This is a genomic window from Thermococcus sp. PK (assembly GCF_000430485.1).
In the GTDB taxonomy this organism is placed as follows: domain Archaea; phylum Methanobacteriota_B; class Thermococci; order Thermococcales; family Thermococcaceae; genus Thermococcus_A; species Thermococcus_A bergensis.
In genome coordinates this window covers 43207-63601 of record NZ_KE387149.1, presented here as the reverse complement: position 1 = coordinate 63601, position 20395 = coordinate 43207, and the positions used below count along the sequence as shown (strand labels likewise).

Annotated in this window: 21 protein-coding genes, 1 tRNA gene, 1 rRNA gene and 1 pseudogene; 14 read left to right on the top strand and 10 right to left on the bottom strand. The window is 45.7% G+C overall.

Going from position 1 to position 20395, the window contains the following annotated elements; genetic code table 11:
- Nucleotides 1-68 precede the first annotated feature (68 nt).
- Nucleotides 69-446, bottom strand: a complete 378-nt coding sequence (locus THEPK_RS02135) for a hypothetical protein (protein WP_042696758.1) — start codon at nucleotides 444-446, stop codon at nucleotides 69-71.
- Nucleotides 427-918: a hypothetical protein gene (locus tag THEPK_RS02130; RefSeq protein ID WP_042701724.1), complete on the bottom strand. Its 492-nt coding sequence runs from the start codon at nucleotides 916-918 to the stop codon at nucleotides 427-429. The genes THEPK_RS02135 and THEPK_RS02130 overlap by 20 nt, the downstream gene beginning before the upstream one ends.
- Before the next feature lie 197 nt (nucleotides 919-1115).
- Between THEPK_RS02130 and leuS the strand changes: the two genes are divergently transcribed.
- On the top strand, nucleotides 1116-4007 hold the full coding sequence (gene leuS, locus THEPK_RS02125; protein WP_042697774.1) for a leucine--tRNA ligase: 2892 nt from the start codon (nucleotides 1116-1118) through the stop codon (nucleotides 4005-4007).
- A gap of 86 nt (nucleotides 4008-4093) precedes the next feature.
- Here the strand turns inward: leuS and THEPK_RS02120 are convergent, their stop codons facing one another.
- From THEPK_RS02120 to rrf, 3 genes are all read right to left on the bottom strand, one after another.
- Complete coding sequence (locus THEPK_RS02120) at nucleotides 4094-4645, bottom strand: DUF998 domain-containing protein (protein WP_042697772.1); 552 nt, start codon at nucleotides 4643-4645, stop codon at nucleotides 4094-4096.
- A 104-nt stretch (nucleotides 4646-4749) separates the two neighbouring features.
- Nucleotides 4750-4827: transfer RNA gene (locus THEPK_RS02115), tRNA-Asp, on the bottom strand.
- Nucleotides 4828-4836: 9 nt separating this feature from the next.
- Nucleotides 4837-4958 (bottom strand): 5S ribosomal RNA (rrf, locus tag THEPK_RS02110).
- A gap of 51 nt (nucleotides 4959-5009) precedes the next feature.
- Between rrf and THEPK_RS02105 the strand changes: the two genes are divergently transcribed.
- The 3 genes from THEPK_RS02105 (at nucleotide 5010) to gcvH (ending at nucleotide 6571) form a co-directional block, all read left to right on the top strand.
- Nucleotides 5010-5432 (top strand): hypothetical protein, encoded by a 423-nt coding sequence (locus THEPK_RS02105; protein WP_042697770.1) that lies wholly within the window; start codon nucleotides 5010-5012, stop codon nucleotides 5430-5432.
- A 50-nt stretch (nucleotides 5433-5482) separates the two neighbouring features.
- Nucleotides 5483-5860 (top strand): hypothetical protein, encoded by a 378-nt coding sequence (locus THEPK_RS02100; RefSeq protein WP_042696758.1) that lies wholly within the window; start codon nucleotides 5483-5485, stop codon nucleotides 5858-5860.
- Nucleotides 5861-6166: 306 nt separating this feature from the next.
- Nucleotides 6167-6571, top strand: a complete 405-nt coding sequence (gene gcvH, locus THEPK_RS02095; RefSeq protein WP_042697768.1) for a glycine cleavage system protein GcvH — start codon at nucleotides 6167-6169, stop codon at nucleotides 6569-6571.
- Between the two features lie 13 nt (nucleotides 6572-6584).
- Here the strand turns inward: gcvH and THEPK_RS02090 are convergent, their stop codons facing one another.
- Nucleotides 6585-7448 (bottom strand): MBL fold metallo-hydrolase, encoded by an 864-nt coding sequence (locus tag THEPK_RS02090; protein ID WP_042700448.1) that lies wholly within the window; start codon nucleotides 7446-7448, stop codon nucleotides 6585-6587.
- A 115-nt stretch (nucleotides 7449-7563) separates the two neighbouring features.
- Between THEPK_RS02090 and THEPK_RS02085 the strand changes: the two genes are divergently transcribed.
- The 9 genes from THEPK_RS02085 to THEPK_RS02040 all read left to right on the top strand — a co-directional run bounded on the left by THEPK_RS02085 (nucleotide 7564) and on the right by THEPK_RS02040 (nucleotide 16861).
- Nucleotides 7564-8943: an ADP-specific glucokinase gene (locus tag THEPK_RS02085; protein WP_042700446.1), complete on the top strand. Its 1380-nt coding sequence runs from the start codon at nucleotides 7564-7566 to the stop codon at nucleotides 8941-8943.
- A 112-nt stretch (nucleotides 8944-9055) separates the two neighbouring features.
- Nucleotides 9056-10240 (top strand): mannosyl-3-phosphoglycerate synthase, encoded by a 1185-nt coding sequence (mpgS, locus tag THEPK_RS02080; RefSeq protein WP_042697765.1) that lies wholly within the window; start codon nucleotides 9056-9058, stop codon nucleotides 10238-10240.
- Nucleotides 10237-10968: a mannosyl-3-phosphoglycerate phosphatase gene (mpgP, locus tag THEPK_RS02075; RefSeq protein WP_042697762.1), complete on the top strand. Its 732-nt coding sequence runs from the start codon at nucleotides 10237-10239 to the stop codon at nucleotides 10966-10968. Before mpgS ends, mpgP begins: the two co-directional genes overlap by 4 nt.
- Complete coding sequence (locus THEPK_RS02070; protein ID WP_042697761.1) at nucleotides 10965-12347, top strand: mannose-1-phosphate guanylyltransferase/mannose-6-phosphate isomerase; 1383 nt, start codon at nucleotides 10965-10967, stop codon at nucleotides 12345-12347. Before mpgP ends, THEPK_RS02070 begins: the two co-directional genes overlap by 4 nt.
- Before the next feature lie 2 nt (nucleotides 12348-12349).
- Entirely contained in the window at nucleotides 12350-12742 is a 393-nt protein-coding gene (locus THEPK_RS02065) for a hypothetical protein (RefSeq protein ID WP_042697758.1), read from the top strand.
- A 10-nt stretch (nucleotides 12743-12752) separates the two neighbouring features.
- Nucleotides 12753-14126: a phosphoglucosamine mutase gene (gene glmM / locus THEPK_RS02060; RefSeq protein ID WP_042697755.1), complete on the top strand. Its 1374-nt coding sequence runs from the start codon at nucleotides 12753-12755 to the stop codon at nucleotides 14124-14126.
- Nucleotides 14127-14199: 73 nt separating this feature from the next.
- The gene (locus tag THEPK_RS02055) at nucleotides 14200-14451 is read left to right on the top strand and encodes a hypothetical protein (protein ID WP_042697753.1); all 252 of its coding nucleotides are present in this window, start codon (nucleotides 14200-14202) and stop codon (nucleotides 14449-14451) included.
- A gap of 40 nt (nucleotides 14452-14491) precedes the next feature.
- A protein-coding gene (locus tag THEPK_RS12490; protein ID WP_156882084.1) for an IS982 family transposase occupies nucleotides 14492-15363 on the top strand; the annotation gives its coding sequence in 2 pieces (ribosomal slippage) (nucleotides 14492-14918 and nucleotides 14918-15363; 873 coding nt in all).
- Nucleotides 15353-16861 (top strand): chloride channel protein, encoded by a 1509-nt coding sequence (locus THEPK_RS02040; RefSeq protein WP_232194499.1) that lies wholly within the window; start codon nucleotides 15353-15355, stop codon nucleotides 16859-16861. The genes THEPK_RS12490 and THEPK_RS02040 overlap by 11 nt, the downstream gene beginning before the upstream one ends.
- Here THEPK_RS02040 and speB read toward each other — a convergent pair whose 3' ends face one another.
- Nucleotides 16862-17719 carry an agmatinase gene (gene speB / locus THEPK_RS02035; RefSeq protein ID WP_042697751.1) on the bottom strand — a complete coding sequence of 286 codons (858 nt, stop codon included), beginning with the start codon at nucleotides 17717-17719 and terminating at the stop codon, nucleotides 16862-16864.
- Between the two features lie 250 nt (nucleotides 17720-17969).
- Between speB and THEPK_RS13765 the strand changes: the two are divergent.
- Nucleotides 17970-18140 (top strand): annotated as a pseudogene (locus tag THEPK_RS13765) (PfkB family carbohydrate kinase); the annotation flags it as partial.
- 13 nt (nucleotides 18141-18153) lie between these two features.
- Here THEPK_RS13765 and THEPK_RS02025 read toward each other — a convergent pair.
- The 3 genes from THEPK_RS02025 to THEPK_RS02015 form a co-directional block, all read right to left on the bottom strand.
- Nucleotides 18154-18570: a translation initiation factor IF-5A gene (locus THEPK_RS02025; RefSeq protein ID WP_042697749.1), complete on the bottom strand. Its 417-nt coding sequence runs from the start codon at nucleotides 18568-18570 to the stop codon at nucleotides 18154-18156.
- Between the two features lie 69 nt (nucleotides 18571-18639).
- Nucleotides 18640-19302 carry a 16S rRNA methyltransferase gene (locus THEPK_RS02020; protein ID WP_042700441.1) on the bottom strand — a complete coding sequence of 221 codons (663 nt, stop codon included), beginning with the start codon at nucleotides 19300-19302 and terminating at the stop codon, nucleotides 18640-18642.
- Nucleotides 19277-20377 carry a saccharopine dehydrogenase family protein gene (locus THEPK_RS02015; RefSeq protein WP_304412533.1) on the bottom strand — a complete coding sequence of 367 codons (1101 nt, stop codon included), beginning with the start codon at nucleotides 20375-20377 and terminating at the stop codon, nucleotides 19277-19279. The genes THEPK_RS02020 and THEPK_RS02015 overlap by 26 nt, the downstream gene beginning before the upstream one ends.
- Nucleotides 20378-20395: the final 18 nt, after the last annotated feature.

Below are 20395 nucleotides of genomic sequence, written 5' to 3'. Positions count from 1 at the left end.
GTTTATCCCAAAAAATAAGAAAAGAATTGTATTTATAAATCTTTCGCTAAACCGGGGCGTGTTTAGTTTCACCCCCTGTTATTTAAACAGTATTTGACTCTGAGGAGGATTTTCAGACCATAACACATTACCCCAAGCAGGATTCGGGTTACAGTAGTCTTTTTCAGAAAACAGGGGATCCTACTGCCAAACCACGTTGTAAACGCACCCCAGAACCCCTCATGAGGATTCCTATGCCTGTACTCTTCTTCAGAAAACACTCTGTCTCTCTTCTTACTACCAAAACCACCTGGAGCGTTCTTAGTTTTCTTAACAATCGGCCGATAACCCTTTTCCACCACAGTGTTCAGAACTTTCTTTGAATCATAAGCCCCATCAGCATAAAAATTCCCAGAACCCCCCGGCAGGAGTTCAATCAGCTCGTTCTCAGAAGTTGTGATCTTCACAGCAACCGGATACAGTAAACCCGGCAGGATTCTCGTTATTGCCTGAACTTCTATCCTGCCCTTTTTTATTTGTGATAATGGTTGAGTCTGCTTGAGTGCTGGCGTAGGGTAATTTCTGGAGTTTTTTCAGGAGGTGGTTTGTCAGTTCTTCGAGGTTCAGCTTTTTCTCCCAGTTGTGGAGGGTTGAGTAGTGAATGTTTGCTCCGAAGAATTTTCTGCCGTAGTGCTGGGCGTCTCTGAGGGGTAGGTTGTAGTATTGTTTAAAGAGGAGTATTGCCAGTATTGTTTTTACTGGAAATTTTTTGGATTTTGGCAGGTTCTTCAGCTTTCCTTCTGATTCGAAGTCTGCTAAAACGTCAAGAATTGCGAATGCCACGCTTTCAGGGTCTTTGAGTCTGTGATCCCATCTGGGGATCACGACAACCACCTGAAAGAATTCAGCAAAAACCCTAATAAAGGTTACTATAAACACGCCCTCTTGTTCCAAAAGATTTAAATATCCTAATATTAAGATAAAAGGCGATGCTTATGAGGGGGGATCGAGTTCTCCACAGCCTGGCACTCCTCTTATGCTGAGTCTATTAGCTGTCCCCCTAGCTTCGATTCTGAATTATTCTGGTGGCAAACTCTTTTAAAAGACACTTTTAACAACTCCAAGGAGGTTAGAATATGGTAGACTTCAAAGCTATTGAAGAAAAATGGCAGCATAAGTGGCTAGAAGAAAAAGTATTTGAGCCGCAAATAGATGAGAAGAAACCAAAGTTCTACATAACAGTTGCATTCCCCTACTTATCGGGCCACCTTCACGTCGGCCACGCGAGGACTTACACGATTCCCGACGTCATAGCGCGCTTCAAGAGGATGCAGGGCTACAACGTCCTCTTCCCGATGGCGTGGCACATCACCGGCGCCCCGATAGTCGGGATTGCGGAGAGAATAAAGAACCGCGACCCGAAGACCATACACATTTACCGCGACGTCTACAAGGTTCCGGAGGAAATACTCTGGAAATTCGAAGACCCCAAGGAGATAGTCAAGTACTTCATGAAGGCCGCGAAGGAGACCTTCATAAGGGCCGGCTTCTCCGTTGACTGGACGCGCGAGTTCCACACGACAAGCCTCTTCCCGCCCTTCAGCAAGTTCATCGAGTGGCAGTTCTGGACGCTCAAGGATCTCGGTTTAGTCGTCAAGGGCGCCCACCGCGTCCGCTGGGACCCCGTCGTCGGGACGCCCCTCGGAGACCACGACATAATGGAGGGCGAGGACGTACAGATACTGGAGTACGTCATAATCAAGTTCATCCTTGAGGAAAACGGCGAGACAATCTACCTGCCAGCGGCGACTCTGAGGCCTGAGACGGTCTACGGCGTCACCAACATGTGGCTGAACCCCGAGGCCACTTACGTGAAGGCAAAGGTCAGGCAGGGCGACAAGGAAGAAACCTGGATAGTCAGCAAGGAAGCGGCCTACAAGCTCTCCTTCCAGGACAGGGAGATAGAGGTCATCGAGGAGTTCAAGGGCGAGAGGCTCATCGGAAAGTACGTGAAGAACCCGGTAACCGGGGACGAAGTCATAATCCTCCCGGCGGAGTTCGTTGACCCGGACAACGCCACCGGTGTCGTCATGAGCGTTCCTGCCCATGCGCCCTTCGACCACATTGCCCTCGAAGACCTCAAGAAGGAGACCGAGATACTGCTCAAGTACGACATCGACCCGCGCGTTGTCGAGGAGATAAGCTACATCTCGCTGATAAGCCTTGAGGGCTACAGCGACTTCCCGGCCGTTGAGGAGGTCGAGAAGCTGGGTGTGAAGAGCCAGAAGGACGTGGAGAAGCTTGAAGAAGCGACCAAGAACATCTACAAGGCCGAGTACCACAAGGGCATCTTCAAGATAGAGCCATACGCCGGAAAGCCCGTCCAGGAGGTCAAGGAGCTGATAGCGAAGGAGCTCCAGGAGAAGGGCATAGCGGAGATAATGTACGAGTTCGCCGAGAAGCCGGTCATCTCGAGGTTCGGCAACCAGGCGGTCATCAAGATAATCCACGACCAGTGGTTCATCGACTACGGCAACCCAGAGTGGAAGGCTAAGGCGAGGGAGGCCCTTGCGAACATGACGATATACCCGGAGAGCAGGAGAGCCCAGTTTGAGGCCATAATCGACTGGCTCGACAAGAAGGCCTGCGCCAGGAAGGTCGGCCTCGGGACGCCGCTCCCGTGGGACCCCGAGTGGGTGATCGAGAGCCTGAGCGATTCAACGATTTACATGGCCTACTACACGATAAGCAGGCACATAAACATGCTGAGGGACGAGGGCAAGCTCGACCCCGAGAAGCTCGACAGGGACTTCTTTGACTACATCTTCCGCGAGCCCTTCAGCGAGGAGAGGGAGAAGGCGCTGGCCGAGAAGACCGGAATCCCGGCTGAGATAATACACGAGATGAAGGAGGAGTTCGAGTACTGGTACCCGCTCGACTGGCGCTGTTCAGCAAAAGACCTCATCCCAAACCACCTGACGTTCTTCATCTTCAACCACGTGGCCATCTTTGACAGAAAGCACTGGCCGAAGGGCATCGCCGTGAACGGCTTTGGAACCCTCGAAGGCCAGAAGATGAGCAAGAGCAAGGGCAACGTGCTGAACTTCATCGACGCCATCGAGGAGAACGGGGCCGATGTCGTCAGGCTCTACATCATGGGCCTGGCAGAGCACGACAGCGACTTCGACTGGAGGAGAAAGGAGGTCGGAAAGCTCCGCAGGCAGGTCGAGAGGTTCTACGAGCTGGTAAGCGAGTTCGCCACCTACGAGGCCAAGGAAAGCGTTGAGCTGAAGGACATAGATAAGTGGATGCTCCACAGGCTGAACAAGGCCATTGACGGGGCGACCAAGGCCCTTGAGGAGTTCAGGACGAGGACTGCCGTGCAGTGGGCCTTCTACTCCGTCCTCAACGACCTCCGCTGGTACCTCAGGAGAACGGAGGGAAGGGATGACGATGCCAAGCGCTACGTCCTCAGGACGCTCGCCGACGTGTGGGTTAGACTAATGGCGCCCTTCACGCCCCACATCAGCGAGGAGCTGTGGGAGAAGCTCGGTGGAGAGGGCTTCGTCAGCCTCGCGCCCTGGCCTGAGCCGGTTGAGGAGTGGTGGAACGAGACCGTTGAGGCGGAAGAGGAGTTCGTCAAGAGCCTCATCGAGGACATCAAGGAGATTATCAGCGTCGCAAAGCTCGAAAACGCGAAGAGGGCCTACGTCTACACCGCCCCGGAGTGGAAGTGGAAGGTCGTTGAGGTCGTCGCCGAGAAGAGGGACTTCAAGGCGGCGATGGCCGAGCTGATGAAGGACCCGGAGATGAGGAAGCACGGCAAGGAGGTCAGCAAGCTCATCCAGCGCCTGATAAAGGAGAGGGCCTTCGAGGTGAAGAGAATTAACGAGGAGAAGGCCCTGAGGGAGGCCAAGGACTTCATCGAGAAGGAGCTCGGCATCGAAATAGTCATCAACCCGGAGGAGGACAAGGGAGGGAAGAAGAAGGCCGCGATGCCGCTGAAGCCCGCAATATTTGTGGAGTGAGTTCTGCTTTTTTCTACCTCTTTTCTCTTAGGAGGTTCTAAAAAGGAGAAAAATCGACATTAACGACTAAGTTCAAAGTTTCCAAATTAGGAATTTACCCGAAGCTTTTTTATCGTGTCAATGTAAAACGGAGCTGTTGCAAATACAGAGACGAGCTCGGGGATTGCTACTCCCTTTGGAATATTGTATGCAAAATGAAGGAGCCATGCTAGTATTGCAACTGTCATGGCTGGAATGGGGAGATAGCTTCTAAAGTAGATTCCATAAGCAACAAGAAACAGCGCAAGTGAAAGGAAGAACGCCACCGAGACTTTGAAGTGCAGCCCACTGTAGATTTCATCAAAAACAGCCACAAGAGTTAATGTAAACCCAACTAAGAACCCCACAGCAGAGAAGACCTTGCTGCTTTTGTAAAGACACAGCGCGGAGGTGTAGATGATAAGAGCGCCTCCAAGACTTAAGCCAAAGTTAAATATCGGTGCAACTGAGCTTTTTGTGGCATGTCCAAGGTCGCTTAGGGCGTTGTTTGTGATGCTGAACCAATCTGAGAGAAGTATTGCTATTGCAATTGATATTAAAGGCACCGTTATTGAGAGTTCTGCCAAAAATAGGCAGGGGTTTTTGTTTATTGCTTTCATGTTCTTAGTTTGTCGCTTAACATAAATAAGGTTTTTTCTGAGAAAGTTAGGGGAACTTTATCATGGGGGAATGTTTAACACTACAGAAACGCCGGAGAAAGTTTTGGCGCCCGGGTCGGGATTTGAACCCGAGTCGCGGGAGTGACAGTCCCGCATGATGGGCCTGGCTACACCACCCGGGCAATTTGAGTGGCCGGCGGCGTCCCCGGTTTCCCGCCCCCTCTCGGAGGGCAGTACACCCGGGATCGCTGGCGGGCTTAACTTCCGGGGTCGAAACGAGTCCGGGTGTGACCCCGCCGCTATGACCGCCGTACCACTAACAACTCCCAGTGTTGGGTTTATAAATTTTGCGGTGGTGCAGGGCGTGTTTATAGTAACCTTTATTAGGGTTTTTGCTGAATTCTTTCAGGTGGTTGTCGTGATCCCCAGATGGGATCACAGACTCAAAGACCCTGAAAGCGTGGCATTCGCAATTCTTGACGTTTTAGCAGACTTCGAATCAGAAGGAAAGCTGAAGAACCTGCCAAAATCCAAAAAATTTCCAGTAAAAACAATACTGGCAATACTCCTCTTTAAACAATACTACAACCTACCCCTCAGAGACGCCCAGCACTACGGCAGAAAATTCTTCGGAGCAAACATTCACTACTCAACCCTCCACAACTGGGAGAAAAAGCTGAACCTCGAAGAACTGACAAACCACCTCCTGAAAAAACTCCAGAAATTACCCTACGCCAGCACTCAAGCAGACTCAACCATTATCACAAATAAAAAAAGGGCAGGATAGAAGTTCAGGCAATAACGAGAATCCTGCCGGGTTTACTGTATCCGGTTGCTGTGAAGATCACAACTTCTGAGAACGAGCTGATTGAACTCCTGCCGGGGGGTTCTGGGAATTTTTATGCTGATGGGGCTTATGATTCAAAGAAAGTTCTGAACACTGTGGTGGAAAAGGGTTATCGGCCGATTGTTAAGAAAACTAAGAACGCTCCAGGTGGTTTTGGTAGTAAGAAGAGAGACAGAGTGTTTTCTGAAGAAGAGTACAGGCATAGGAATCCTCATGAGGGGTTCTGGGGTGCGTTTACAACGTGGTTTGGCAGTAGGATCCCCTGTTTTCTGAAAAAGACTACTGTAACCCGAATCCTGCTTGGGGTAATGTGTTATGGTCTGAAAATCCTCCTCAGAGTCAAATACTGTTTAAATAACAGGGGGTGAAACTAAACACGCCCTGGAACAAGATAGGGAGACCTCAAGGAAGGTTCATTTCAACTTCTTTCTTCTTATTTTCAAATTCCATAAACACAACCCTTGAATATTTCGCTACAAACAGCAATCTTGGACTCCGCTGCCCACAAGGGAAACAAACCGACCCATTGCATAGAGCCAAAAGTTCCGATTGTCCTTCATTGCTCTCCCCATTAAGTTGATTTGTGGCCATCAAATAATAATTTTGTTCAGAACTGACCGCAAGTAGGAAAAGCTTTAAATGTTTTTCAGCTATAAAACGCTATGGTGATTGTTATGATCGAGGTCGGAGAATACAAGATTAAAGAAGGCCTATACTATACCAAGGACCACGAATGGGCTCAAGTACTTGAAGACGGTACCGTTTTAGTTGGAATAACCGACTATGCTCAAAAGGAGCTTGGGGATTTAGCTTATGTAGAGCTTCCAGAGGTTGGGAAAGAGGTGGCAAAAGGAGATGTACTCTGCGAACTGGAAAGTGTAAAAGCCGTAAGCGAAGTCTACGCACCAATCAGCGGCGAGATAATTGAAGTTAACGAAGAGCTTGAAGACGCTCCAGAAAAAATCAACGAAGACCCCTACGAAGCCTGGATTGCCAAGATAAAGCCAACCAACCTTGAAGAAGAGTTAAAAGAGCTTATGGATGCCAACGCTTATGCTGAATACTTGAAATCACTCTGATTTCCTTCTTCTTTCAAATTAATTCTCCTGAAAGCAAAACATCCTCTATCGGCCTCGCTTCATATCCCAAGCCTCTCAAAATCTTTGCAAATTCCCTATTATAACCGTATCGGGTATAAATTTTTTCGGGCTTAACCTTCTCAATTATTTTTATAAGCTCCCAGAAATCCGCATGGTTGCTGAGCTTTAGATTTCCAAACCCAGAAACGAATAATTCGGAGGGATGAAGTCCATCCACAGGTTTTTGGCTTCTAAATCCCCTAATAACCACCTCCCCATCCTTTGAGATGTTGTTAAACCTAACCCCGAATTTTTCATAAATCCGGGCAACTTTTCTTATGTCACCCGAAACCCTCGCAGAATAGCCATGAACGTCCAGAATTTTAAGCAGTTCCTGAGCTTTCCCCATTTGATTAGCATAGAGTGTCGGAGTCTTGTTTCTGTCTAATGCTTCTTCCACAAATGCTATAAGCTTCTTTTCGGCTTCTCTGGGTGTCGGAAAGTTGTACATTGGAAGACCGTAGGTGGCCTCAATAACCAAAATATCGGCCTTTCTGAATTTGCTTTTTTCAGCCGTTCTGAGCTTAAACCACTTTACATCCCCAGTATAGAGCAGAGAAAACTCATCGAATCTAATGTAGATTTGAGCGGAGCCTAACATGTGGCCTGCAGGATAAAGCTTTGCTTTGTAATCTCCTATGTAAAAGCTCTCTCCAAATCTGTAAGTCCTGTAGAATCCGCCTTTTTTAAGGTGGCTGAGAAACTTTGTGGGTTTTGTGGATACTATGATGTCCCCACTAACAAAATGATCTGTGTGGGCGTGACTTTGGAAGGCAACTTTTGATGAAGAATCCAACCCGATGCCTTTGATTATCATCATCCATAGTTTATGCCCGGAGTTTTTGAAGTTTGTCTTAGCTAAGGTTTATTAATTTTGAGTGCATAACTAACACTGGAGGTGATAAACTGTGAAGGAGAGCCTTAAAGATAGGATAAGACTGTGGAAGAGTCTGTATGTAAACGCTCTTGAAAATGCCCTAAACGCAGTTCCAAACGTTAATGGTGTTCTTTTAGCGTATAACACCAATATCGACGCCATAAAGTATCTGGACAAAGAGGATTTAGAAAAAAGAATAACCGAAATAGGAAAAGAGAAAGTTTTTGAGATGGTTGAAAAGCCTCCAGAGAAAATTTCTTCACTTGAAGAGCTTTTTGCAGGAATATTAAGGAGCATAAAACTCGGCAAGGCCATGGAGTGGTTTGTAGAGAGTGAGGGCGTTAGGAAATATTTAAGAGAGTGGGGATGGGACGAGCTGAGAATCGGAGGGCAAGCCGGAATAATGGCGAACCTTCTTGGGGGAGTTTATAGGATTCCAACGATTGTTCATGTTCCTCAAAATCCAAAGCTTCAGGCAGAGCTGTTTGTAGATGGCCCTATTTATGTCCCCGTCTTTGAAGGAAATGAGCTGAAGCTAGTTCACCCTAAAGATGCCATTGCAGAGGAAGAAGAGTTAATCCACTACATATACGAGTTCCCCAGAGGCTTTCAGGTTTTTGAGATTCAATCACCGAGAGAAAATCGCTTCATAGCCAATGCCGATGACTACAACGCAAGGGTTTACATGAGAAAGGAATTCAGAGAGAGCTTTGAGAAAATTGCCAAAAACGTTGAGCTGGCAATAATAAGCGGGCTGCAGGTTCTAAAGGAATACTACCCTGACGGAACAACATACAAAGATGTCCTAGACAGAGTTGAAAGCCACCTCACTATCCTCAACCGCTACAACGTGAAAAGCCACTTTGAATTTGCCTATACCGCAAACAGAAGGGTTAGAGAGGCACTTATAGAGCTTTTACCTAAGTTCACAAGCGTCGGCCTTAACGAAGTGGAGCTTGCTTCAATAATGGAAATAATTGGAGACGAAGAGCTGGCAAAAGAAGTTCTAGAGGGACATATCTTCTCAGTCATAGATGCCATGAATGTTTTAATGGACGAAACCGGAATTGAAAGAATCCACTTCCACACCTACGGCTACTATCTCGCCCTAACTCAATACAGAGGTGAAGAGGTAAGGGATGCTCTGCTCTTTGCATCCCTTGCTGCAGCTGCTAAAGCCATGAAAGGAAACCTTGAGAGAATAGAACAGATTAGAGACGCTTTGAGTGTCCCAACAAATGAAAGGGCAATAGTGCTTGAAGAAGAACTTGAAAAGGAATTCACGGAATTTGAAAACGGTCTTATTGATATGTCTGACAGACAGCTTGCCTTTGTGCCAACAAAGATTGTAGCATCTCCTAAGAGCACCGTTGGAATTGGAGACACAATTTCAAGTTCTGCTTTTGTCAGTGAATTTGGTATGAGAAAAAGGTAGTCTCCTTTATTTTTTAATTTTGGACAAAATTTATATATGAGAAAAAATAAAAAAGTATCTGGCAGAGTGTTTTTAGTATTCTGCTCGCTCTAATCACTTAGGAGGTGGTAATATGCTTTTAGAAGCCCCGGTTTATAAAGAGATTTTTGGAGCTGTGAAGATTTACGAACTGCAAAAAGTCATCAAGATGGACACAGAGACTGAAGATGTTCCCATGTTCACTGTTCAAAATATCCCGAGGGAAGATATCTACAGAACCATTGGAGAAATGGCAATAATTGTGCCGATGAAAAACGAAAAGCTTCACTTGGTTGATGGTGTTCTCAAGGCAATCCCCCACAAATCGCCAATCATAATAGTCTCCAACAGCAAAAGAAAGGGGCCCAACAGATTCAAGCAGGAGGTAGATTTAGTAAAACACTTCTGCAATTTGACACACTCGAAGGTTATTATGATCCACCAAAGAGACCCCGGACTAGCGGAGGCGTTCAGAGAGACTGGATATGAAGACATCTTAGACGAAAACGGACTCGTGAGAAGCGGAAAAGGAGAGGGCATGCTCATAGGAATTATGCTTGCTAGGGCAATAGGAGCCAAATACGTAGGATTCATCGATGCTGACAACTACATCCCCGGAGCTGTAAATGAATACGTCAAGGACTATGCTGCTGGCTTCCTGATGAGTGAGAGTGAATACGCAATGGTAAGGCTACACTGGAGGCACAAGCCCAAAGTCAGCAGAGGAACCCTTTACTTCAGAAAATGGGGAAGGGTAAGTGAGATAACCAACCGCTATCTGAACCAGCTGATAAGTGAGAAGACCACATTTGAAACCACGATAATGGCAACAGGCAATGCGGGAGAGCACGCAATGACAATGAAGCTTGCGGAAATCATGCCGTTTTCAACGGGCTATTCAATAGAGCCCTATGAAATAGTGTACCTTCTTGAGCGCTTCGGCAGCTGGGAAAACGTAGAAGAGTTCCAAGATGTTTTTGACCAAGGAATAGAAATATTCCAGATAGAAACGCTAAACCCCCACTTCCACGAGGATAAGGGACAAGAACATGTAAAGGAGATGGTGCTGCTGTCGTTAACCACAATATACCACTCAAAACTCGCATCAGAACGGTTGAAGAGGCAGATTTTAGAGGACCTCAGAATGCACGGAATAATAACAGAAACCGAAGAACCACCAAAACCAAGGATCATGAGACCGATAAAAGACATAGACCCCAAAAAGTGGATGAACGTACTTGAGTCAAACCAAGAAACCCTCCTGAGGTTCGACTTATGAGGGTAATCTTCCTGGACTTGGACAAAACCCTCATTGGAGAAGACTACTCTCCAGAGCCTGCAAAGGAGATAGTGGACTTCCTGAATGAAAAGGGGTTCAAGATAGTCTTTAACTCTTCAAAAACAAAGGCAGAGCAGGAGTATTACCGAAAAGCTCTCAAAGTCCCGGACCCCTTCATAGTTGAGAATGGGAGTGCAATTTACATCCCAAAGGGATACTTTCCCTTTGAATTTCCCCACAGCAGAGAGGATGAAAGTTATTACATCATTGAACTCGGCACAGGGTATGAGACCGTGAGAAAAGCTTTAGATGAGATAAGTGACCGCTTTGGGCTAAAATATTACGGAAACTCAACCATCGAAGAAATCATGGAATTTACTGGCCTTCCAAAGGAGCTTGCAGAACTCGCTGTGAGAAGAGAATACTCAGAGACGATTTTCAAATGGACGAAGGAAGGATTTCAAAAAGAGATAGAGCAAAGGGGGTTAAAGATCACAAGAGGGAGCAGGTTCTACACCGTTACCGGAGATACCAATAAGGGAAAGGCGGCAAGAATTCTAATAGACTTGTACTCCAGAATTGAAAAAGTAGAAAGCTACGCCGTGGGGGATGGAGAAAACGATATCCCGATGCTTGAAGTTGTTGACCATCCCTTTGCCATAAATATTCCACACAAAAGAGCTAAGAAGATAAAGACAATAAAAGAGCTTATGGAGGTGGTAATTTGAAGACACTCATCCTTGCCGGAGGAAAAGGAACTAGATTGTGGCCATTAAGCAGGGAACTCATGCCAAAGCAGTTTATAAGAATTTTTGACAGCACTTCTCTTTTCCAAAAGACCGTTGAAAGGGCATTAAAATTCTCAAAACCCAAGGAAATATTCATCGTTACAAACAGGGAGTATAAGTTCAGAGTTATGGACGATCTGAGGGAGCTCGGCATAGAGGTACCAGAAGAAAACATTCTCCTCGAGCCCGTTGGAAAGAACACCTTACCCGCGATTTTCTGGGGAATGAAGGCCATAGAAGAGAACTACGGAAAATCAAAAGTCGCTGTTCTGCCCTCAGACCACCTGATAAGAGTTAATGACGACTACATAAAGGCATTTGAAAACGCTGAAAAACTTGCAGACAAATATTTCATTACCTTTGGTATTAAACCAACGAGGCCTCACACCGGCTACGGCTATATAAAACCCGGAGAAAAACTCGAAGGAGGATACAGAGTAGCGGAGTTCAAAGAAAAACCAGACTACGAAACCGCAAAACGCTATGTCGAAGAAGGCTACTACTGGAACAGCGGTATGTTCCTTTTTGATAGCTCTCTATTCATCGAAGAAGTGAAGAATCTCGCGCCAGAAGTGTACAATGCCTTCGAAGATGCAAAGAGCATTGAAGAAGCATACGAGAAAGTCCCAGAGATTTCCGTAGATTACGGCATCATGGAAAAGACCAACAAAGCAGCCGTAGTGCCTTTAAACACTTACTGGAATGACCTGGGAAGCTTTGATGCACTATACGAAGCCTTTGAGAAAGATGAACATGGTAATGCCGTAAGCATAAGAGGGTTTAAAGGCGATTATATAAACGTAGATTCAAAAGACAATCTGATAATAACAGAAAGGCTAACCGCAACTGTGGGAGTGAAAGACCTAGTGATAATAGACACCGGAGATGCCCTGCTCGTAGCTAAGAAAGGAGAAACCCAGAAAGTCAAAGAGGTCTACAAAAAGCTGGTAGAAAAAGGAGATGAGAGATCCATAGTCCACAGAACTGCCTACAGACCCTGGGGTTCATATACCGTTCTTGAAGAAGGGGAGAGATACAAAATAAAGCGCCTAACCGTCCTGCCCGGCAAAAGATTATCCCTCCAAAGGCACTATCACCGTTCAGAACACTGGGTTGTTGTTAGAGGAACTGCGAAAGTAAAGGTCGGCGATAAAGAGCTCCTCCTAAGGCCGGGAGAGAGCACATTCATTCCCGCAGGGGTTGTCCACAGGCTCGAAAATCCGGGAAAAGTGATCCTTGAGGTCATAGAGACTCAGATCGGGGAATATCTAGGGGAAGATGACATTGAAAGGTTCCAGGATGACTTCGGGAGAGACTAAAAATGGGGAAAGAAAGCTGCAAAGACAGATGGGAAAGACTCAGCGAAACGCTCTCCTCCCTTTCAATTAGCCTACTCGGCACTATACTCTTCGTACTTGTGATAAGCTACTTCACTCTAAAGGGACTTGGGAATGCTAAGATCACCGTCCCCATTCAAGGGGTTAATGTAGAGATAACCTACCCAGAGATGAAACTCCCGATAGACCTCGACGCATTGTATAGGGTTATAATACTCCTCTTTGGTACAGTGTTAATTGGAATCCCTATACCCCTCCTACCTGAAAACATGAAGGCACTAAAGGGAGGAGTTGCACTAATTCAGGTTGCAGTCTTTACCTATGCATTCTATTCCTTCATAGCAATCATCCTTGAGCTTATAAAAGCACTTGCGTGAGGTGATGGTGATGGGCAAGATATTTGGGACGTTTGGAGTTAGAGGAATCGCAAATGAAAAGATAACCCCAGAATTTGCACTCAAAATGGGGATGGCATTTGGAACGCTCCTAAAAAGGGAACAGCCCGGCAAGGAGCTATGGGTCGTAGTGGGAAGGGATACCAGAGTTAGCGGCGAGATGCTCAAAAATGCCCTGATAAGCGGTCTTCTAAGCGTTGGAGTTAACGTCATAGATGTTGGCATAGCACCGACACCAGCGATTCAGTTTGCATGCAAGTACTTCAAAGTCGATGGAGGGGCTGTAATAACTGCAAGCCACAATCCACCTGAATATAATGGGATAAAACTCCTCGAGCCAAATGGTCTAGGCCTTAAAAAAGAAAGAGAAGCAATTGTAGAGGAGTTATTCTTCAAAGAAGACTTTTACAGAGCTAAGTGGGACGAGATAGGTCAGCTGGTTGAGAGGGACATAATAAGGCCCTACATAGACGCAATAAAGGCAAAGGTGGATGTGGAGGCAATAAGAAAGAGAAGACCCTTTGTCGTGGTGGATACTTCGAATGGTGCCGGCTCGCTAGTGCTTCCCTACCTTCTGAGAGAACTCGGCTGTAAAGTTGTTAGCGTAAACGCCCACCCAGATGGACACTTCCCGGCAAGGAATCCAGAACCAAATGAAGAGAATCTCCAAGGATTTATGAAGATCGTGAAAGCACTTGGAGCGGACTTTGGAATAGCCCAAGATGGCGATGCAGACCGCTCAGTCTTCATAGACGAGAACGGAAACTTTGTTCAAGGAGACAAAACCTTCGCACTCGTCGTGAAAGCAATGCTCGAAGAGAATAAAGGAGGCCTAGTTGTAACGACCATAGCAACATCCCACATAATAGACGAGCTCGCCAAAACCTACGGAGGAAAAGTCCTGAAGACAAAAGTTGGGGACCTCATAGTTTCGAGGGCACTGCTTGAGCACAATGGACTTGTAGGCGGAGAAGAAAACGGGGGAGTTATCTTCCCAGACCACGTTTTGGGCAGAGACGGAGCTATGACCGCCGCAAAAATAGTTGAAATCTTTGCAAAAAGTGGCAAAAAGTTCAGCGAGCTTATAGACGAGCTTCCAAAGTTCTATCAGGTAAAGACCAAGAGGCACATAGAAGGGGACAGAAAGGCTATAGTGGCAAGGGTAGCGGAGATCGCAGAGAAAGAAGGGCTAAAAATCGACACAACCGATGGGACAAAAATTCTTTTTGAAGACGGATGGGTGCTCGTAAGAGCAAGCGGAACAGAGCCAATAATAAGAATCTTTGCAGAAGCAAGAAGCGAAGAAAAAGCAGAAGAATACCTCAACATAGGACTGGAGCTACTGGAAAAAGCCTTAAAGGCTTAACTTTTTAAACTTTAATATTCCCACCTTTGGTTTCTTCAATCTTTAAATACCCCTAGAGATTATTCCTAAGTCGATGAGAAGAGAAGAGTATGTAAAGAAGTGGGCAACAATTCTTTTCCTCTCCATACTCACCGGGATAGTTGGTGGGCTAGGGGCAGTTGTCTTTAGAGAGATGATATCTTTTACGAGGTTGCTGTTTTTTGATATTCTACTTCCGCACATCTCTATCTATTATCACGGGTATAATCTTGGATACATCTTGCTTCCAGCAATAGGGGGCCTCATAGTTGCACCACTAATTAAAAGTCACCCTAGTTCCCATTAGATCGTTAGAGTTATAAGCACTTAAGTCTTTTGGTTGATTGGTGGTTGTTATGAACTTTCAGCAGGAAATCCTGATCATAAAATCCGAAATCTATCCGATAATCAGCAAACACTACCCGAAAAACACTCACAGGGAAATAATCAGCCTCTACGACCTAATAACCTTCGCAATACTAGCACACTTGCACTTTAACGGAGTTTACAAGCACGCTTACAGAGTCCTAATCGAAGAAATGAAGCTGTTCCCCAAAATCAGGTACAACAAACTAACAGAACGCTTGAACAGGCACGAAAAACTCCTGCTCCTAGCGCAGGAAGAATTATTCAAAAAACACGCCAGAGAATACGTTAGAATACTGGACTCAAAGCCCATTCAGACCAAGGAGTTGGCCAGAAAAAACAGGAAGGAGAAGAAGGGTTCTTCAGAAATCATCTCTGAAAAGCCCGCAGTTGGGTTTGTTCCCTCTAAAAAAAGTTTTACTATGGGTACAAGCTGACCTGTTACTCTGATGGGAACCTGTTGGCTTTGCTGTCCGTTGATCCGGCAAACAAGCATGATGTGAGTGTTGTCAGGGAAAAGTTCTGGGTGATTGTTGAGGAGTTTTCTGGCTGTTTTCTGTTTTTGGATAAGGGTTACGTTAGTAGAGAACTTCAGGAGGAATTCCTGAAGTTTGGCGTTGTTTACACGCCGGTGAAGCGGGAGAATCAGGTTAGTAATCTGGAGGAGAAGAAGTTTTACAAGTACTTGTCTGACTTTCGCAGGAGGATTGAGACTTTGTTTTCGAAGTTTTCTGAGTTTCTTCTGAGGCCGAGCAGGAGTGTTAGTTTGAGGGGGTTGGTTGTCAGGATTTTAGGGGCGATTCTGGCCGTGAATCTGGACAGATTATACAACTTCACAGGTGGTGGGAACTAGGGTAATTAAAAGTCATCCCGAACTAAAGGGGAACGGCATACCTGAAGTCATAGAGGCAGTAATATTTAAGAGAGGAGAAATAAAGGGCAAGCTGGCGGTTTTAAAGGTAGTAGCAACTTCAATCACCATTGGAAGTGGGGGAAGTGTTGGGAGAGAAGGCCCCATAGGTTTCATTGGAGCCTCACTAGCCTCAGCCTTAGCACAGACTTTTAAACTCTCTCCAGAACTGAAAAAACTCTTAACGACCTGTGGCTTGGCTGCAGGGATAGCGGGGACGTTTAATACTCCCTTTGCCGGAGCGATGTTCGCCCTTGAAGTCGTTTACATGGGGATATTTTCAATAAACCTCGTCCCGATATTCTTATCCGCTGTCGTGGCCAATACCGTGACATTGCTGTTCTTGGGAGATGCTTTTGAGGTCAATATCCCCCTCCAGATCGCCCATAATCACAGCGAACTTCTCTTCCTGTTCCTTATGGGATTACTGTTTGGCGTTCTAGCGGCTTATTGGGCAAAGTTTCTGTTCTGGCTGATAGATAGGTTTGAAGCTATTAAAACACCGCTGTGGACAAAGCTTTTTGTTGGGGGACTAAGTGTTGGCTTTATCGGGATGTTCTTTCCCAGATATGGGATACTTGGAGTTGGTTATGAAGCGATGGAGCTTGCCATTGCAGGATTGCTCCCCCTTGCAGTCCTTATCCTTTTAGGAATTGGAAAGATGGTAGCAACATCCGTGATGATATCCTCCGGCCACAGCGGCGGCATTTTCGCTCCCAGCCTTTATATCGGTGCCCTCCTCGGAGCAGCATATGGAACGGTTCTAAAGCTTTTCTTCCCCGCTATTGAAATCAACCCCTCCGTTTATGCCCTGGCAGGTATGGCGGCGTTCTTTAGCGGAATAACTCAGGCCCCAATAAACCAGATACTTATGGTAGCAGAGCTCACCAGAGGATATGGCCTCCTTCCGGGAGTTATAACCTCCGCAACAACTAGCTTTTTAACAGCCAGGTTTATTCTCAAGGGCTCCTCGGTATATACTCTCAAGCTCGAGCGGAGAGGACTTCACGTAAAAACCGGCCATCCCGTTATTTTAGAGACTATCCCCGTTGGTGAAATCATGACCACAAAGCCGGTCTTTGTTTACAAGTGGAATACACTAAAATATGTTGAAGAGCTCGTTGCAGAGACCGGCCACGATTGCTTTCCAGTTGTTGATGAACAGATGAACGTACTGGGGATAGTGGGAATAAAGGACTTCCTGAACCTGTCTCATAGAATAAAAGCACTACCGATAGAGAGGTTTTTGCGCAAAGAGTATGGCGTCGGATATTTGAACGAAACAGCCCAGGATGCATTTGAAAAACTTATGAAGCATGACCAAAACCTCCTTCCGATTATTGAAAGCCCCGAAAACAAAAGGCTTATTGGTGTTGTAACAAAGAGGGACATCTACAAGGCATATTATAGGGCATTAAAAGAAATGTATATAGAGGAATAATCATTTTGAAAGCATTCCAATCATGTAAAAGAGGAGTTTTGCGGCAGTTAAGGCTGTAACATCCCCAAGCTCCATTCCTGCAACTTCCATTATATCAAAACCAATGACCTCTTTGTTCTTCACTAACCATTCCAGTGCCTCTACAACCTCCCAAAACCTTAATCCACCGGCTTCTGGAGTCCCAGTTGAAGGAACCATTGAAAGATCAAAGACATCTATGTCTACTGAAACATATACCGGCTCTGGAAGGTCTTTTACAATCTCTTTGAACCTTTCAACGGTGTAGTTCCTTGCATGAACCCAAGGTATGTCAACCTCTCTGGCATACTCCACTTCCTCTTTTGTGCCGCTCCTTATTCCAAACTCGGCAACTTTTATCCCAAGTTCTGAAATCCTTCTGGCGACGCATGCATGGTTCCATGGATTGTCTTCATAGCTCTCCCTTAAATCGAGGTGGGCATCAAAAACCACGTAGCTTTTCGGTTTTAATGCCTTCACTGGAGCGAAAGTCATTGAGTGCTCACCGCCCAAGATTATGGGCACGACCTTGGGATTAGCTTTCTTTATTTCTTCTATAGTTTCAATGCCTCTTTTTATGGTTTCAAGAGGGTTACCAGCGACGATTGCTAAATCACCAACGTCAGCTATCTTTACCTCTGCAATATCAATGTCGTAGTCCAGAATGTAGCTCTCAAGATTGAGCGTGGCCTGTCTTATCAGGGTAGGCCCGAACCTTGTTCCAGGTTTGTAGGAAGTTGTTCCATCAAAGGGAATGCCGAGGATTACAAAGTCAGCTTCCTCAATATCGCTCATTGGAAACTCAAGCTTTAGCGTCTCATAGGTATAGAGGAGTTCCATCATCCTTCACCCGGAGAGGGTTTGGAATAGGGGTTAAAAAGTTTTGCAAGATTAAAAGCTAAAGAGGAACGACAATTTTCTCATTGGGTCTTAGAGAAACTTCTTTGCCAGCTATGCTAAGCTTAATGACCTCCTTGCCCTCGTCACTCTTCACAATGACTTCTTTTAGACTGACCCCTCCCCGGCCTGAAGGGCGAAGCTTTCGGAAAGGAAAAGTAATTGCACTTGATGAAAAAGAAAACATCATCTCAGTACCCGCCGAAAAACGAGAGTTGTAGAACTCACGGGTGCTGGAGACTCACTCTTCGGAACAATAATGGCAGGCATCTCCCAAAGAGATTCTTTAAAAGAAGCAATAGAGCGAGGAATTAAAACTGCAAGTAAAGTTGTTGGAAGCCCCAGGAATCTCATAAAAATTTAAGATAAGAAAAGAGTCACTCGCCTTCCCCTTTGAGCTTCATTATTTTTATTCTGCCAAGGGTTTCCCAGTATTCAACGTTAATGCCCTCTCTAAGCTTGTCCTTGATCTCGTCATCAACGCCCGTTGCTATTGGGACGTCAAAGAGCTCGTAGGTCTCCATGTCCATGAGCTGGACTGTGTCTGGAGTGATTGCTATAATCTGCCCAGTCCTTTTGTCGATAATTGGGACATCAACTTCAGCGCTTGTTGGCTTCACGATGCTCCTAACCTTGCCGTCAAATATTCCAACGGCCTCAATTCTTGCCTTTGCTGAACCGTGCTTACCCGGGGATGAAACTGTAATGTTGGTTATCCTGCAGGGTTCGTCATCAATAAGGATGTATCTTCCGGGTTTGAGCTTACTAACCTGAACTCTGGTTTTGTCTCCCATTTTTCTTACCTCCCACAAACGTTCTTGATGTGGTTTATTTTAAGCATTTAAAAAATTTTTGAAAATATTTCACCAGAGCAAACTTCCCTCATAGTTTATCAAAACTTCGTTGACAACGGTCCACGCCATCAAAGGTTCCCTGTAAATGCTGACCTTTTCTCCCTCCACTTCACTCAAAAAGTCCCCATGGGGAAAGCCCCCAACAACAACAGCCGGTGAAGTATAACTGACCAGCCTTTCTCCGAGCTCTTTAGGAGTCAATAAATTCCCAGTTTCATGCATTATGAAAACACCGTCTGGCTTTATCTCCCCAAGGAGCTCCAAAAGCGTCTTTTTCTCCATCCTCAGAAGTTCAAGACCCTTAGGAACGACTTTGTCTTTGAAAAGGCTTTCCATCAGCCCTACAAAACGGTTATAATTCCGCGGAAGCCGGGTTTCGGGTTTAATGTAGATAACCTCATTGTTCCTTGTGTGCACATAAACCCTAAGCTCCCCCTCCTTGTTCAATATACTCTCAAGGGCGTTTATAAGGCAGAAATGAACTATATCCGGCCTTCCCCTTCTGTCTCCATCTTCTAACATTTTGAGTGCTGAATGGTGGTATGTTGAATCAAGGAGCACTTCATCCGGCTTCTTTCCCCTCTTCTTTGCATAGTTGACAACTGAGGGGTGATCCCTTATCTTTTCCGGGACAAGTTCGAGTTCACTATCGGCTATTATCAGATGGAGCACCTTCCATCACCTCCACGTGGATATTTCTTTTCTTTATTTCCTGCATTATCTTTGAGTACGTGTCGTCTCTCATCCCCAAGACTTCGGGAGGAATTACTCCATATGCACATTCCCCACCCATAACGATTCTGGAAATTATAGCGGCCGTGAACCCCGTCACTCTCGCCATAGAAGTAAAGCCATCCTTTGCTTCATCATAAAGGATGTACCTAATTTCCTTCTCTTTTCCATTTTGGTACCCTCTGCCGTAGACTTCCATTATCGAAAAGTCCTCGCTCTCGTAATTCATTAGTGGGGCAATGACCTTAAGCGTAAAATCAACGTTTTCTTCCTCAAAAAATCCGAGCTCTTTCAGGACTTTCATTTTTTCCAGATGTCCGGGCCACCTGAGGGTTCTCTCCTCGAGATGATTTGCATTTACTGTCTCAATAAGGGTTCTCAGACCATCACTTACAAACTCTTCAAATTCGAAATCTTTGAGCTTTACTTTCCAGATTCTTTCCAGCGGGGCTACTTCTACAACTTCACCATCCTTTACGATTCTTGCCTTTCTTGTGTATTCTTCGATTAGGTCATACGGCGACCAGGTGATTTTATAGTAAAGGGGCGGCTTTGGGATTTTTGGAAGCCCACCTACACGGATTATTCCCTCTTCAAGAGGGTTTAGCTCTTGGTATATCCTCCCCAAGAAGACATTGCTGAGCCCCGGAGCAAAACCTGCATCAACAACAGCCGTTATATTTGCTTTTATGGCCTCTTCCCTAAGCGCTAACGGATTTTCTGGCATAAAAGAAACGTCTACAATATCTACTCCAGCTTTTATGGCAGCTTTTAGAGTTCTAAATCCAAACCTCCCCGGAAGAGCACCTACAACAAGATCAAAGCCCTTTATTGTCTCTACCAAGCTTCCAAAGTCAGAGGCGTCTACCTTTATCGGATTAGCATAGGTTTTCACGTCTTCCAATCGACTCAAGTCTCTATCCCCTGCCCAGACTTCAAAATCATTGCTCAGATCATAGGCTATCGCCTTTCCAACATTGCCAGCTCCTAATACTAAGATGCTCATATTGTTCACCGCTCTAAGATTAGAGCC